Annotated in this window: 16 protein-coding genes; 9 read left to right on the forward strand and 7 right to left on the reverse strand. The window is 59.0% G+C overall.

Going from position 1 to position 14,305, the window contains the following annotated elements:
• Positions 1–2 precede the first annotated feature (2 nt).
• Complete coding sequence (locus tag BLO49_RS09455) at positions 3–716, reverse strand: hypothetical protein (RefSeq protein WP_090647589.1); 714 nt, start codon at positions 714–716, stop codon at positions 3–5.
• A 194-nt stretch (positions 717–910) separates the two neighbouring features.
• Here BLO49_RS09455 and BLO49_RS09460 point away from each other — a divergent pair, with 194 nt between their 5' ends.
• The 6 genes from BLO49_RS09460 to BLO49_RS09485 all read left to right on the forward strand — a co-directional run bounded on the left by BLO49_RS09460 (position 911) and on the right by BLO49_RS09485 (position 5,731).
• Positions 911–1,534: a TetR/AcrR family transcriptional regulator gene (locus tag BLO49_RS09460; protein WP_090647592.1), complete on the forward strand. Its 624-nt coding sequence runs from the start codon at positions 911–913 to the stop codon at positions 1,532–1,534.
• Positions 1,527–2,459, forward strand: coding sequence for an HlyD family secretion protein (locus BLO49_RS09465; RefSeq protein ID WP_090647594.1), 933 nt, complete (start codon positions 1,527–1,529; stop codon positions 2,457–2,459). The genes BLO49_RS09460 and BLO49_RS09465 overlap by 8 nt, the downstream gene beginning before the upstream one ends.
• Positions 2,460–2,631: 172 nt before the next feature.
• Entirely contained in the window at positions 2,632–3,579 is a 948-nt protein-coding gene (locus tag BLO49_RS09470; RefSeq protein ID WP_090647597.1) for an ABC transporter ATP-binding protein, read from the forward strand.
• Between the two features lies 1 nt (position 3,580).
• A complete protein-coding gene (locus tag BLO49_RS09475) occupies positions 3,581–4,708 on the forward strand; it encodes an ABC transporter permease (RefSeq protein ID WP_090647600.1) in 1,128 nt (375 codons plus the stop codon).
• Positions 4,709–4,786: 78 nt separating this feature from the next.
• Entirely contained in the window at positions 4,787–5,047 is a 261-nt protein-coding gene (locus BLO49_RS09480) for a hypothetical protein (protein ID WP_139159658.1), read from the forward strand.
• 57 nt (positions 5,048–5,104) lie between these two features.
• The gene (locus BLO49_RS09485) at positions 5,105–5,731 is read left to right on the forward strand and encodes a LysE family translocator (RefSeq protein WP_090647605.1); all 627 of its coding nucleotides are present in this window, start codon (positions 5,105–5,107) and stop codon (positions 5,729–5,731) included.
• Between the two features lie 2 nt (positions 5,732–5,733).
• Here BLO49_RS09485 and BLO49_RS09490 read toward each other — a convergent pair whose 3' ends face one another.
• The 3 genes from BLO49_RS09490 to BLO49_RS09500 all read right to left on the reverse strand — a co-directional run bounded on the left by BLO49_RS09490 (position 5,734) and on the right by BLO49_RS09500 (position 8,176).
• Complete coding sequence (locus BLO49_RS09490; protein WP_090647608.1) at positions 5,734–6,054, reverse strand: rhodanese-like domain-containing protein; 321 nt, start codon at positions 6,052–6,054, stop codon at positions 5,734–5,736.
• A gap of 71 nt (positions 6,055–6,125) precedes the next feature.
• Complete coding sequence (locus BLO49_RS09495) at positions 6,126–7,553, reverse strand: TIGR01777 family oxidoreductase (RefSeq protein ID WP_090647610.1); 1,428 nt, start codon at positions 7,551–7,553, stop codon at positions 6,126–6,128.
• A complete protein-coding gene (locus tag BLO49_RS09500; RefSeq protein WP_090647612.1) occupies positions 7,550–8,176 on the reverse strand; it encodes a DUF4166 domain-containing protein in 627 nt (208 codons plus the stop codon). The genes BLO49_RS09495 and BLO49_RS09500 overlap by 4 nt, the downstream gene beginning before the upstream one ends.
• A gap of 152 nt (positions 8,177–8,328) precedes the next feature.
• Here BLO49_RS09500 and BLO49_RS09505 point away from each other — a divergent pair, with 152 nt between their 5' ends.
• Complete coding sequence (locus BLO49_RS09505; RefSeq protein ID WP_090647614.1) at positions 8,329–8,649, forward strand: metalloregulator ArsR/SmtB family transcription factor; 321 nt, start codon at positions 8,329–8,331, stop codon at positions 8,647–8,649.
• A gap of 2 nt (positions 8,650–8,651) precedes the next feature.
• Here the strand turns inward: BLO49_RS09505 and BLO49_RS09510 are convergent, their stop codons facing one another.
• Entirely contained in the window at positions 8,652–8,969 is a 318-nt protein-coding gene (locus tag BLO49_RS09510) for a hypothetical protein (RefSeq protein WP_139159659.1), read from the reverse strand.
• Between the two features lie 150 nt (positions 8,970–9,119).
• On the opposite strand from BLO49_RS09510, the gene BLO49_RS09515 reads away from it, so the two are divergent.
• Together BLO49_RS09515 and BLO49_RS09520 are read left to right on the forward strand one after the other, a co-directional pair.
• A complete protein-coding gene (locus BLO49_RS09515) occupies positions 9,120–9,776 on the forward strand; it encodes an OmpW/AlkL family protein (RefSeq protein ID WP_415500042.1) in 657 nt (218 codons plus the stop codon).
• A gap of 141 nt (positions 9,777–9,917) precedes the next feature.
• The gene (locus BLO49_RS09520; RefSeq protein WP_090647621.1) at positions 9,918–12,035 is read left to right on the forward strand and encodes a sialidase family protein; all 2,118 of its coding nucleotides are present in this window, start codon (positions 9,918–9,920) and stop codon (positions 12,033–12,035) included.
• Here the strand turns inward: BLO49_RS09520 and BLO49_RS09525 are convergent, their stop codons facing one another.
• Entirely contained in the window at positions 12,036–12,569 is a 534-nt protein-coding gene (locus BLO49_RS09525) for a carbohydrate binding domain-containing protein (RefSeq protein WP_090647623.1), read from the reverse strand. It lies immediately after the preceding gene.
• A 46-nt stretch (positions 12,570–12,615) separates the two neighbouring features.
• A complete protein-coding gene (locus tag BLO49_RS09530; RefSeq protein ID WP_090647625.1) occupies positions 12,616–14,304 on the reverse strand; it encodes a glycoside hydrolase family 43 protein in 1,689 nt (562 codons plus the stop codon).
• Between the last annotated feature and the right edge of the window lies 1 nt (position 14,305).

The raw sequence follows: 14,305 nt of genomic DNA on the forward strand, positions 1-14,305 counted from the left end.
GCCTAGAGCGGCAGGTTGGCGGTCAGGGTATTGACCGCGTCGGCGGCACCCTCGGCCTCACGGATATCGGTGCCGGCAGGCACGATCATGAAATTGTACCATACCACCTGGCCGGTTTTCAGGTCGACCAGCGACGCCTGAATGGTCTGGCCGCCCATGGGCATGGCGGCGCCGAGCATGGCCATGCCCACCATCATGGCGGCGCGGCCGCCGCTCGAATAGCTGCCCTTGACGCGGACGAACAGGGCGTAGGCCGGGGGCGTTTCAGGTGCGGCATCGATCGGAATCAGCGTGGTGACGCCGTCGCCCAGTGTCCAGTCAAAGCCCGTCTTGGTGGGCAGGCGATAGGTGACGATCTGATTAAGGGAGATCGAATCGATGACCGCGTCGTTGAGTTTCAGCATCTGGATGGCGCGCGTGTCCTCGGTGGCGGCCAGATCGACGGTTGCGGGCTTGTACTTGCGGTTGGCCAGAACCGTGGTCAGGCTGGCGCCAATAAACTTGCCTGCGGATTTCGACCATTCTTCCTTGGGGTCCTGCGAGCCGCCGGCGGTCAACAGGGAGAGCGACACTTCCGGCTGGACAATGAGGACCGGCGTATCGGCGGCCGGCTTGGTGATCTTGACATAGGTCACTGGCGCTTCGGCTTGGGCCGGCGATAGCACGGCAGACGAAATGGCAAGCGCGAGCAGGCTCGCCGCGATGGTGCGGTACATTGGAAAACTCCCCCCATGAATCAATAAAATCGTTTCAATACATACGTCTAGTACAGTGTAACGATTTTCATGACTCATATCGTGTTCCCGAAATTCCGGCAAGTGGGATTGTGACGGCGCTGACATATCTATTGCGGACGGGTGTATTAGACTCTATAGTACTGACCGGTCAGTACTATAGAGAAGTCGTAAGGATGGAAAAAACTGTTCGCCGCCGCGCCGCACCGGAAGTGCGCCAGGCCGATATTCTCGATGCCGCGTTGGCGGAATTCGCCCGCCATGGCTTTGAAGGTGCGCGCATGGAGGACGTGGCGCGGGCGGCGAAGGTCTCAAAAGGCACGGTCTATCTCTATTATCCCACCAAGCAGGCTTTGTTTGAGGCGCTGGTGAGGCGAGATATCGCCCCGCGCGTTGAACTGGCCTCGACCTTTCTGAAGGGCTATGACGGCCCGCTGGAGCCGGCCCTGATGCGTATGGTCGAAATGGCGGCCATGGCGATCGAGGCGGGCCGGCTGCCGGTCTACCCCAAGCTTTTGATCGCCGAAGCGCAGCGCTTCCCGGAACTGGCGGCTTTTTATCGCCGTGAGGTCGTGCAGAAGATGCTGGGGGCGCTCACTGGCCTGTTTCAGCGGGCGCTGGATCGTGGGGAAATCTCCGGCATCGAAGCCGATATGGCGGCCCATTTGGTGATCGCCCCGGTGCTGAAATCCGCGCTGTGGGCGCTGGTTTTTGCCGATAGCGATGAGAAACCGTTTCCGCCATTGCCTTATCTGCAAACCCATGTCCGCGTCTTCCTGAAGGGCCTCGATCATGCGTAATCTTCTGCTGCTGAGTACATGTCTTGTGCTGGTATCCTGTCAGTCGAAACCGGCCGATAGCTACAGCGGCTATATCGAGAGCCAGACGGTCAGCATCAATGCGCCGCAATCGGGCTGGTTGTCGGCTGTCAATGTTGATCGCGGTGATGCGGTGAGTGAAGGCGAGGCGCTTTTCCGGCTCGATGCTACTCAGCAAGAGCATGCCCTGAGCGGTGCCGAGAACCGGGCCGAAGCCGCTCAGGCGCAGGCGGCTGATCTGGCCAAGGGCGCGCGTGAAGCCGATATCGCGCCGTTGCTAGCCCAGCGCATCCAGGCGCAAAGCCAGCTCGATCTCGCCCGCGCCAATCAGGCGAGATACGCGCAACTGGAGCCGAAGGGATATGTTTCGGCGGCGCAGATGGATAGCTTGCGGGCAGCGACGAAATCGGCTCAGGCGCAATTGGTCAATATTGATAAACTGATCGGCGAGAAGCGCCTGGCCTCGCGCGAGGACCAGCAAAGGGCCGCTCAGGCCCAGGCGGCGGCGGCCAGTGCCGATGTCGCCGGGGCGCAATATACGGTCGATGATCGTGATGTGAAGGCGCGACTGACAGGCCAGGTGGATGAGCGTCTGCGTGAGCCGGGCGAGTTCGTGGCGGCGGGCGCGGCGGTTCTGACCGTGCGGCCGAAGGGACGGGAGTTTGTGCGGTTTTATGTGCCGCAGGCGGACCTCAGCAAGTTCAGGGTAGGGAGCGTGGTGCATGTCGGCTGCGATGGCTGTACGGGGCAGACGGCGAGGGTGCGTTTTATCTCACCGGAAGCCGAATTTACCCCGCCGGTGATCTACAGCGTGAAGGAGCGTCAGAAACTGATGTTCCTGATCGAGGCGACACCGGAAAAGCCCGAAGCGCTGCATGCTGGTCAGCCGGTGGATGTGAAGCTGTGAGGGAAAGGGAAGCAAGAAACCCCACCACCATCTGCGCTTCGCTTGATGGTCCCCCTCCCTACCAAAGGTGGGGAGGTATAATCTCTTGTACCTCCCCGGCTATGCCGGGGAGGGGGACCGACGCACTCTTGCGCGTTGGTGGTGGGGTTTCTTGCTTTCTTGTGAGGGCACTATGAGCGACACCGAATGCGCCCCAAAAGACCTCGCCATCGATGTCCGTGGCCTGACCAAGTCTTTCGGCAAGCTCAAGGTCGTAAACAGTGTCGATATCCGAATGCCGCGCGGCCAGGTCTGGGGCTTTCTGGGGCCTAACGGCTCCGGCAAGACAACCACCATCCGTATGCTCTGCGGCCTGCTGAAACCGGATGCCGGTGAAGGCACCTGCCTGGGCTTTGATATCCTGAAAGAAAGCCGCGAGATCAAGAACCAGGTCGGGTACATGACACAGAAATTTTCCTACTGGGAAGACTTGTCGATCCGTGAAAATCTGGAATTTGTGGCCAATCTCTATGACCTCAAGAAAAAGAAACAGGTCGTTGATAAAACTCTGGAAACGCTTGGTTTAAGTTCGCGCCAGAAACAACTGGCCGGCACGCTTTCCGGCGGCTGGAAGCAGCGCCTGGCCCTGGCCGCCTGCACCCTGCACAATCCGAAAATGCTGATGCTCGATGAGCCGACCGCCGGTGTCGATCCGCAGGCGCGGCGCGATTTCTGGGACCAGATCCACCGCCTGTCATCTGAAGGCATGACCGTGCTGGTCTCGACCCACTATATGGACGAAGCCGAGCGCTGCGATCAGATCGCCTATATCGCCTACGGCAACCTGATGGCGCAGGGGCGGGTGGAGGACATTATCGACCAGTCGGGCCTCTATACCTTTATCGCCGAAGGGGTTGGCGTGCGCGAATTGATGGAGCGGCTGCGCGGCCAGCCTGGCGCCGATCACGTCGCCTATTTCGGCAACGCCCTGCATGTCAGCGGCGGCGATTTGGACGCGCTGAAACGTCTGGTCGCGGCGCATCAGGCGGCTGGTATCAAATGGCGCCAGGAACGGCCCAATCTGGAGGACGTCTTCATTCACCTGATGGGGCAATCCAAAGATAACTCTGTGGCGGTGTAATATGAGCGCATTACGGCGCATTGGCGCCATACTGACCAAGGAATTCATCCAGATGCGGCGCGACCGGCTGACCTCGGCCATCATGGTCGTCATGCCGATCATGCAACTGATCCTGTTCGGTTTCGCCATCAATTCCGATCCGCGCCACCTGCCGACCCTGCTGTATCTGGAGGACCGTTCGGCCATTGTGAGATCGCTGACAGCGGGCCTGCAAAACTCCAGCTATTTCGACATCCAGGGCGAGGTGCAGAGCGCCGAAGCGGGGACAAAAGCGCTGCAATCGGGCGAGGCGGCCTTTGTCATTACCGTGCCCGCCGGCTTCACGCGCGAAATGCTGCGCGGTGACCGGCCGCAATTGCTGATCGAGGCCGATGCCTCAGACCCCTCGGCGGCCAGCAATGCCGTGGGGATGATCCAGCAAATCACGCAATCGGCTTTGAAGCAGGATTTGAAGGGAGAGTGGGCGTCGCTGGCGCAAGCGCCGCCACCGGTCGATATCGTCATCCACCGCATGTATAATCCGGAAGGCATATCGCAGTACAATATCGTGCCCGGCCTGCTCGGCGTCATCCTGACCATGACCATGGTGATGATCACCTCCATCGCCATGACGCGCGAAACCGAGCGCGGCAATATGGAAAACCTGCTGGCCATGCCGGCGCGGCCGTGGGAGGTGATGGCCGGCAAGATCGTTCCCTATATCGGCGTCGGAATCGTGCAAACGGCTATTGTTCTGCTGGCCTCGACCTTCGTCTTCGGTGTGCCCTTCCTCGGATCAGTCTGGCTGCTGTCGCTGGGCGTCGGGTTATTCATAATCGCCAACCTGGCCGTGGGCTTCACCTTCTCGACCGTGGCGCGCTCGCAGATGCAGGCCATGCAGATGACCTTCTTCTTCTTCCTGCCGTCGATCATGCTGTCGGGCTTCATGTTTCCGTTCCGCGGAATGCCGGCCTGGGCGCAGGGGATCGGACAGATTTTCCCGCTGACCCACTTCCTGCGCGTGGTGCGCGGCGTGATGCTGAAAGGCTCGGACTTCGCCGCCATGTGGCCAAATATCTGGCCGATGCTGATCTTTATCGCCGTGGCGACGACGGTTGCGATGGCGAGATATCGGTCCACACTCGACTGATACTTATCCACGCTTCTCGACTTGACTCTTTCCTTGCGTAAGAACAAAATAAGAACATTGATGCTCGGAGATATGCCCATGTCATGGTTCTGCGAAACGCAGTTGAGGGATTTGCCGGCCGGCTGCCGGATCATGATCACCTGCGAGAAATGCGGTCAGCAGCGCGCGGAATCGGTACGGCAACTGGTCAATGAGGCACGTGTGGGGGCCATGTATCTCGACCTGATCGAATGGGCCTTCAGTTGCGCCGATTTCCATTGCGGCGGTAGTGTATCGTTCGGTATTTTCACGCCGGTGAAATTAAGTCATGAGGTTCCTGCCATATTATTGCGGGCATGAGGGGTGTTATTGTCACGCCGCATCTTATCTGACTTCAGATCTTAGGAATTTATAGCCGTGTCCCTTGAAACCTGGTGCCTGTATTTCGCCGCCGTCTTCCTGCTGAGCGGCACGCCGGGGCCGAACATGCTCCATGTCCTGTCGCGCAGCGTACGTTTCGGTTTTCGCCGCTCCACCGCTGCCATGGCCGGATGCGGGCTGGCCGTGGTTGTGGCCCTGATCGCATCGGCGGCCGGACTGGCGGCGGTGCTGACGGCGTCACCCCTGCTGTTTGAGATCATTCGCTATGCCGGTGTGGCCTATCTGGTCTGGCTTGGCATTAAAGCTTGGCTGGACAAGGGGGAAGATACGGGGCCTCGCCCGGACGGCACGCTGGCCGGCCTGTCGAGCCTGGCCCTGTTTCGTGGTGGCTTCCTGGTCAGTATCACCAATCCGAAACTGCTGCTGTTCGCGGCGGCTTTCCTGCCGCAGTTCATCAATCAATCGGCGGCGAAATTCCCGCAGTTCGCCATCCTGATCGTGACCTTCGCGGCGATCGAGACCTTCTGGTACGCCATGTATGGCCTGGGCGGCCAGAAACTGGCCGGCTACCTCAGGAAGCCGGCGCTCAACAGGCTGTTCAACCGGCTGACCGGCACCTTGTTCTTCGGGTTTGGTTTCATGCTGCTAAAAGCCAAACACTAGGCTTATCGGGCGACCGGCAGTCCGGCCATCGCCCAGGCGCGCAGGCCGCCGGCGAGGTGGTCATGGATATCGATCCCCGCCGCCTGGCATTGCAGGGCGGCAGTCACTGAGCGAACGCCGCCGGCACAGGACAGCACCATATACTTGCCTTCAGCCGAGGGCAGGGCGGAGGGATCGAGTGTCGACAGCGGATAGTTGACGGCGCCTTCGATGCGGGCATCGGCAAACTCGTGCGGCTCGCGCACATCTACCAGCAGGATTTCATCGGCGGCCAGGGCGGCGCTGACCTCTTCGGGCGTCATATTGCGGATCGGTGTGGACATGGCAGGGCCTTTCAAAATGGACCACCTAAATATTACCTGCGCGGTTCAGGCGCAATGACCAGGTTCGGAGTTCAGATCAAACCGTGGAAAATTTGAGAAAAAGCCAGATCCAATGTCGGGTAGCGAAACAGGTAGCCTGTTTCCAGTGCGCGCTTGGGCACGACCTTCTGGCCACGCAGCAGAATGGTTTCCGCCATCTCGCCAAGTCCCATCTTTAACGCAAAACCTGGAAGCGGCAATATGGCCGGGCGGTGCATAGTGCGTCCGAGCAAGCGGATGAAGTCCTTATGACGTAAAGGTTGAGGCGCCGTCGCATTTACCGGCCCGTCGATTCGGGCGTTGATAATGTGGGCTATCAGACCGCAGGCATCATAGATATGAATCCATGACATCCATTGCCGGCCATGTCCCATTGGCCCGCCTATACCGAATTCGGACGGGAACAGCATTTGCGCCAATGCGCCGCCCTCCAGCGCCATGACGAGGCCAAGGCGCAAATAACTGACTTTTACGCCGTAACTGGCCACCTGCCCGGCGCAGTTTTCCCATTGCCTGCAAAGATCGCTGGCCAGGTCGGGCTTGCCTCCGCTGCTGCTTTCATCGAATTCCAATATTTCGCTGTGGCCGTAATAGCCGACCGCCGAGGCATTGATCAGGTGTCGCGGCTTTTCTTTTGCCACCGCGATCCAGTCTGCAAGAGCCTGCGTCAGCTTGAGACGGCTGTCGTACATCGCCTGCTTCTTTGCTCTCGTCCAAAAGCCATCACTCAGCGATTCCCCGGCCAGATTAACGATAATATCGACAGTGCGCAGATCCTCCAACCGGTCGATGAGTGTGACACGGCCGCTGAATTGTGCAGCTTTCGCTTTGTCACGGGTGAGGATAGTAATATCGTGGCCGTCATTGATCAGGGCCTGGCCAAGCCGCCGGCCGATCAGGCCTGTACCGCCGGTGATGAGGATGCGCTGGCGGGGGACTTCGAGATGCAGGACAGGCGGACTTTCCACCACCTTGAAGCGCTTTGAACGTGAATAGTCGAATAAAGCCCAGGCCAATACGCCCAAGGCGAAAATGCTCATGACCCAAGACCATATGTCATGGAAGACAACATGAAAGCCGGTGGGCAGGGCGCTCCAGCGCATCATTTCCGGCGCCAGCAAAGCCAGGATGATACCATAATTGATGGCGAGGATCGTATGCGTGATGCGTTCACTGGCCGGCAATTTCCGTGTGCGGTCCTCGATAACGAAATCCCAAAGTGTCAGCCCGATTTCACCGAGCAGCATGGCCGCGAAAAGACAGGAGAGCCATCCGCCCCACGACAGCCAACCGAGCGAGAAGAAGATGACGGCGTAAAAGAAGTTTCGTACGCCATGAATCCACAATTCCTGCGCGGCTTGGGGTTTCCACGGCAGGCGCTCGGTGAATTCATGGTGATAAAGCGTGTCGAAGGCACCAAGACAGCCCTGAATCGTCATGATGATAAGGAGGGTATTCATGGAGTGACCTCGCGGAATAAACCAGTCTGGTAGAAGGTGCGGCCCAACTGATGATGGTCCATCGATATCGTGAATCGGAAATCGCCGCCGCCGAGGTCGGTGTGGATGACATGGGTCTGGCCAGGAGAAAGCCAATGTGGCAATGGGATTTGTATGCCGGCGACTTCCCAGAAATAGCGCTCGCTGATGAAATGCAAAGCGCCGTCCTTTGCGAACACGCCCAGCCTCATGCCAAAGCCCATCCCGACATATTCGCAAAGCTGGCCTTTCGCATTTTCGCGCTTCGCGGAAATGACGGTGAAAGGGCGAGCGAAACCATAGGTGCGCTGCCACCAGACGCCACCACCATCGCGCTGTGTCAGCAGAACCTGCATGGCGATATTACACCCGCGATGGGCCGCCAGTGGATTGCCAATCAGGCGCGTCAGTTGCGCAAATAGCCAGCCGGCCGACGAGCAATGGACAACTTCCATTACGCCCTTGTAAAGGACAGGCTTTTCCGGTTCGCGCGCGAAACGTGCACGGACAGCGGGATGCAGGCGGTACCAGTTGGCCCCCAGCAACCGTGGCAATAGTCCTGCCTCATCCCCGAAGCTTTCATGACTTTTGCATACAGCCTGCATCACACTCCCCTTGGTCTGTCAGACCACATTAGCCTTGACCAGCAGAGCGGAATGCTCTACGATTAGCTAATAAACGAATTGTTAGCGGGGCAAATTCGTTTAGTCAATAGCCTAATTATCTAAATGTAGTTTCGCGGCTTTCTGGTGATAACATGCGTATGGTCAAAACCTTTGAGGCCCTGGCTTCGGAACCAAGATTGAAAATCCTGGCCTATCTGTCGAAAGCGACGATGACGGCGGGTGAGATCGCCGAACGCTTCGACATGGCCAAACCGTCGCTCTCCAAGCATCTGAGCATTCTCGAAAATGCCGGCCTGATCACCGGCGTCAAGAAGGGCAAGTTCATTCATTACAGCATCATCCAGGACCATATCGTCAATTCGCTGGATGGATATCTTCAGGAGGTCTGCCCGACGCGCAAGCCCCTGCGCGAGGAAAGCGCTGCCAAGGCGAAGGGCGAGGCGGAAGGCTAGTTTCAGCCGATATTCGACAGTATTGCGGCAATACATGCCACGAACAAAGCGATCGCAACCGCTGGCACCCAATAGGCCGCTCTTTGCTTTTTGAAGGCGAACAGGATGGGCGAGGCTATCTGTGCGATCAGGACGGCCGGGATGCCGATAAAATACGACATCATGTAAATGTGCTGGAGCAGATCACGGTGATCTTGCGGCCAGTGGGCAAAACCCATTCCCAGTGGTGACATATACCAGACCAGCGCCAAGCAAAGAGCCAACGCCAAGCTGACGATGAAATACAGAATGTAAGGAAAGAACTGATAAGCCTTGGTCAAATTCACCTCCCATCTGTGATAATTCACTATAGCAAATCTCTTAACCCATCCACCTGCGACAGCCTGACGCGCGGCAGGATGCGCAGGTTACCCATATAAAATTTGTGGATATAAGACGCCATCACCTCAGCAAGAAGGAACATGGCTGTCATGACACGTAATCTCAAATCTATCGCCGCTGTAAGCGCACTCGCCTTGGTCGCCACTGCCGGCGTTACCCACGCAACCGACTTCAAACCGAAGCAGAAAGGCACCTTCGTCGTCGCGGCCCGCGTGACGACGGTGGCGCCCGATGAAAGCGGCGACATCAAGACGGCGGCGGGCGCGGATTCCGGCCTCAGTGTCGATGTCAATAACAGCACCGTGCCGACGCTCGGCTTTACCTACTTCTTCACCGACCATGTGGCGGTTGAGGGCATTCTCGGCACCTCGAAGCATCAGATCAAGGCCGTTGGGCCATCCACCGATGTCGAGGTTCACGAAACCTGGGTGCTGCCGCCGGTGGTGACCCTGCAATATCACTTCAATCCGGCCGGCAAGGTCAGCCCCTATGTCGGTGCCGGCGTCAACTATATGGACTGGTATGGCGGCAAGGACCAGAACGGCTTCAAGGTCAGGCTCAAGAGCGGCGCCGGCACGGCGCTACAGGCCGGCGTCGATGTGGCGCTGCAAGGCCCGTGGTCGCTCAATCTCGACGTCAAGAAGGTCTTCTACAAGACCGACGCGAAGATCAATGACGGTGCACTGGTTTCCAAGGTCAAGCTCGATCCCGTGGTCGCCTCCGTGGGCATTGCCTACCGCTTCTGATCCGTTTCCCGAGTGTCCCCCGACTGCGGCGGTCCTGTTCGAGCAGGCTGCCGCTTTTTTATGGATAAAGCGAAATTCATCTGACAAAACATCATGGATAGCGCTAACATGATGCGGAACCATAATAATCAGGAGCAGGAAATGATGGGCAAACGTCTTTGGGCGGCGATTCTGGCGGGCACCCTGATCTCCATAGGCGGTCTGGCGCGGGCCGAATCTTACGACTGGAAAACCATTCCCTTTGAAGGCGGCGGCTTTGTCGATGGCTTTCTCTATCACCCGAAATCGCCCGGCATTCTCTATGCCCGTACTGATGTCGGCGGCATGTATCGCTTTGATTTCGCTCGTAAAAGCTGGGTGCCGCTGATGGATGGCTTCGGCCGGGACGATTGGGACTGTTTCGGCATTATGACCATGGCGGTCGATCCGAATAATCCGGACCGGCTCTATGCCACTTGCGGGCTTTACCTGAGCGACCGTGTGCCGGATGGCGCGGTGGTGCGCTCGGAGGACCAGGGCGCGACGTGGCAGGTCACGCGACTGCCGGGCATCAAGCTCGGCGGCAATGCCATGGGGCGCGGCACAGGTGAACGCCTCCAGGTCGATCCGACGGATGGCGATACCGTGTGGCTCGGCACTAACCAGGATGGCCTGTGGGTCAGTCATGATCGCGGCCGGAGCTTTACGCGCTCTGCTTATGCGCAAAAATCCGTCACGACTGTGCTGATCAGCGGCCAAACCCTCTATATCGGCTCCGGCGAGGTGGGTGAGGGGCTTTTCCGCAGTAGCGATGGCGGCAAGACTTTTGCGGCCGTGCCGGGCTCGCCGAAAATGATCCCGCACCAGATTGCGATGGGGCAGGACGGTACGCTCTATGTCACCTTCAGCGATAATCTCGGCCCGCATGGCGTGACAGGTGGCGCGGTCTGGAAGCTGAAAGGCGATACCTGGACCGACATCACCCCGGCGAAACCATCCAAAGGGACACCTTTCGGCTATTCCGGCCTCGATCTGCAAAACGGCTGGCTGGTGGTCTCGACCTCGGATCGTTACAGCGGCAGCGGCGACGACCTCTATGTCAGCCGCGATGGCGGCGGACACTGGACGCCGGTCGGGCCGCAGGCGTCGCACGACGTGGCGGGGCATCCGTGGCTGATCGACTATATGGGCGGCGACGACAAGGACGCTGTGGCCCGCAAGCATATGGGCCACTGGATGGACGCGGTGAAGATCAATCCGTTCAACCCGAAGGAACTGCTCTACGGCACAGGCTACGGCGTCTGGATGACGGAAAATCTCGATGCGCTGGGCGGTGAACATAAGGTCGAATTTGCCTTTGCAAACAATAATCTCGAAGAAACGGTTATACTGGGACTTGAGAGTCCGCCCGCAGGGCCGAAGGTGCTGATGGCGGCGGGCGATGTCGCCGGCTCGGCCTTCACCGATCTCACCAAAACGCCCTCGCATGGCCTGTTTTCACCGACCAACAAGACCAATCAAAGTGTCGCTTTTGCTGCCCGGAAGCCGAACATTATCGTCCGCAGCGTCGATGCCGAGGATGGGCATGGCTATATCTCGACCGATGGCGCCGAAACCTGGGCAGCGCTCAATCCGCCGCCACCCCTGGCCACGACCGACTGGCATAATCATCGCGCCGGCAAGCTGGTAATTTCGAGCGAAGGCAAGAACCTCGTCTGGGTGCCGGAAAATGAGGGCGCCTGGTATTCGGGCGATCTCGGCAAGACCTGGGCGCTTTCGACGGGCTGGCCGAAGCCGGAACGCGGCCAGGAAGCCATCGCCGATCCGGTCAATGACGCGGTGTTTTATGCGTTCGATCACCATACGGGCCGGGTGCTGGTCAGTCATGACAGCGGGGCATCCTTCGCGCCGCTTTACACACTGGCGGCCGATGAGGGGCAGTTGCGTGCCGTACCCGGCAGCGAAGGCGATCTGTGGCTGGCGGCGGGCAGCGCACTCTATCATAGGCAGACGCCGATAGTGGGCGTTGATGCCGCCTGGCAGGTCACCTTTGGCAAGGCGGCGCCGGACCATGACTATCCGGCAGTTTTCCTGTGGGGCCAGGTGAAGGGCGAAGAGGGCCTGTGGCGCTCGGATGATGCAGGCGTGAGCTGGACGCGCATCAATGATGACGCGCATCGGTTTGGCCGGATGCGCGCCATTGCCGGCGATCCGCGGGAATATGGCACGCTTTATATTTCGCCGGATGGACGCGGGACCATCGTGGGCCGGATGAAATAATTACGTCAGGCTCATATTGAGGATAAAGGCGGGGCCGAGATATATGGTCTGTTTGCCGGTATTGAGGTGGATGGTCATGGCGGCGGTTTTCGGCGCATGGTCCTCGGCGGCGGTGAATTCCAGGGTCTGCATCTGCCAGTCGGGGCCGACGCTGATCGCTTTTTCGCCAAAGGAATTATAAGGCGGAGAACTGATCTGCATCCGCATATTGAGATTGACTGGCGCATTGTCGGCCGTTTTGGCGCGCACCCACACGGCAGCGACGATCTTGTCGCCCCTGGTGATCTTGCCGGTGATCGGACTTTCAGCCGCCGCGTCCCAGGGATTGCCACCACTACCGGCGATCTTGATCTCCATGGCCTGACCACCCTGGACATTGGCGTCCTTGACGCGCTTGTTTGTCTGGGCCGCGCCGTAAATATTCCAGGCACCGGGTTCGTTTATGAGCTTTTTGGCAATGTCATCCTGCGCGAAAGCCCGTGATGCAAAGGCGGTGGCGCAGACAGCGCCCATCAGAAGATGGCGACGGTTCATAGGTCTCTCCCGGATAATGTTGTTATTATCCGGGAGATTACATCAATTACGGCCTTTTTCCATAGGCATAGGGGCCGATAAGCGTGCCGACAAAGCCGCCGGCCTTGTCTGTTGACAGATTTGTCACATCGACATCCGCAGCAATGGTCGTGCCCTTGCCGTAGCTAAAGGTGGCCCGGCCGGCCCTGATATCGGCCTTGAGGCTTACCGGTCCGACGGGCGCCGGCTGGGAAGCGATGACCAGGCCATCCAGTGGATCACTGCGTCCGGCGCGGCGCGTAACTTCCAGCACCGTTTTGCCGTTACGCATGGCCAAACCGTAGAAGATGTAGAAGTCGTCGTTCTGGACGGCCAGTATGCCGGCGCGGTCACCTTCCTTAAGCGGCTGGTAATTGACCACGGTGCTGAAGGTGGCGTTCACATGCTTCTGGCGCAGGCCGATAAAGGCCGGGTGCGACTGCACATCGCCGATGGCCTCCGGCAAGGCGGTCAGGCCGATGGTTTCATCGTTTAAGACGGTCAGGAAGTCGCTCTTCGGTGTGCGGATCTGCAACCAGTCAAGTGGGGTCACCCCGCCATAGCTGTAGCCGAAGTGGTGCGAATAGCGGGTATAGTGCGGCTCCTGCACCTGACCGGGCAGGTCCGGCAGATCGACCGCCGCAGGAATCGCCATGCCCTTAGGCAGTATGATCGGCCAGGCGATGCCTTGCGCGTCCTTTTGCCAGTTTACCGGCAGCATGAAGGTTTCGCGGCCGGCATTGTAGAGATTGCCTTCATAGGGCTGGACAGCCAGGAAGATGGCGTGCCAGTCGCCGTTTGGCGTCTGCACCAGGTCGGCGTGACCTGCGGAGGTAATGGGCATGGGCCGCGCCGGATCGAGGTCGCGCTGGGTCAGTATGGGGTTGCCGGCATAGGGCACATAGGGGCCGCCGATCTTTTCCGAACTCAGGATGACTTCCGAATGATTGACCGAGGTGCCGCCTTCCGCCGCCATCAGGTAATAGCGGCCATCCACCTTGTAGATGTGCGGCCCTTCGATCCAGACCGGCTTTTTCGAGATATCGACGCCGCCGTTGACGACGACATGCTTCTCGCCGACCATCTGCATTTTGGCGGGGTCAAACTGCTGAATCCAGATGGCTCGGTGGCCTTCATAGAGCGGCTGGCCTTCGGGAGAATCATTCCACACGACCCAGGCCTTGCCGTCGTCATCCCAGAAAATAGACGGGTCGATGCCGCCGAAGTTCAGCCAGACGGGATCGGACCACGGACCGGCGGGATCCCTGGCCGTGATGACGAAGTTGCCGCCGCAATCGACGCAGGTGTTGATGATATAGAACAGGCCATCATGGTGGCTGATGGCCGGTGCGAACACGCCGCGGGAAGTGGCGAGGCCGGAGAAGTCAAGCATTCCCGGCCGGTCGATGGCGTTGCCGATCTGCTTCCAGTGGACGAGGTCGCGCGAGTGAAAAACCGGTATGCCGGGGTAATAGGCGAAGCTTGAATTGATCAGGTAATAGTCATCACCGGCGCGGGTGATGCTGGGATCAGGATAGAAGCCTGGCAGGATAGGATTTTCGTACTGCGGTTTGGTCAGTTTCGCCTGGCCGGGGATTTCGCTGTCCAGGCGGATATCGGAAAAGACAGCCTGGCCGGGTTGCGGCGCTGATGTTTGCGGCAGGGTGGCACAGGCGGAAAGCGCCAGAAGCGCTACGGCGGGGAGAAAGGCTTTCATG

It is taken from the genome of Asticcacaulis taihuensis (genome assembly GCF_900100255.1).
GTDB classification, from domain to species: Bacteria; Pseudomonadota; Alphaproteobacteria; order Caulobacterales; family Caulobacteraceae; genus Asticcacaulis; species Asticcacaulis taihuensis.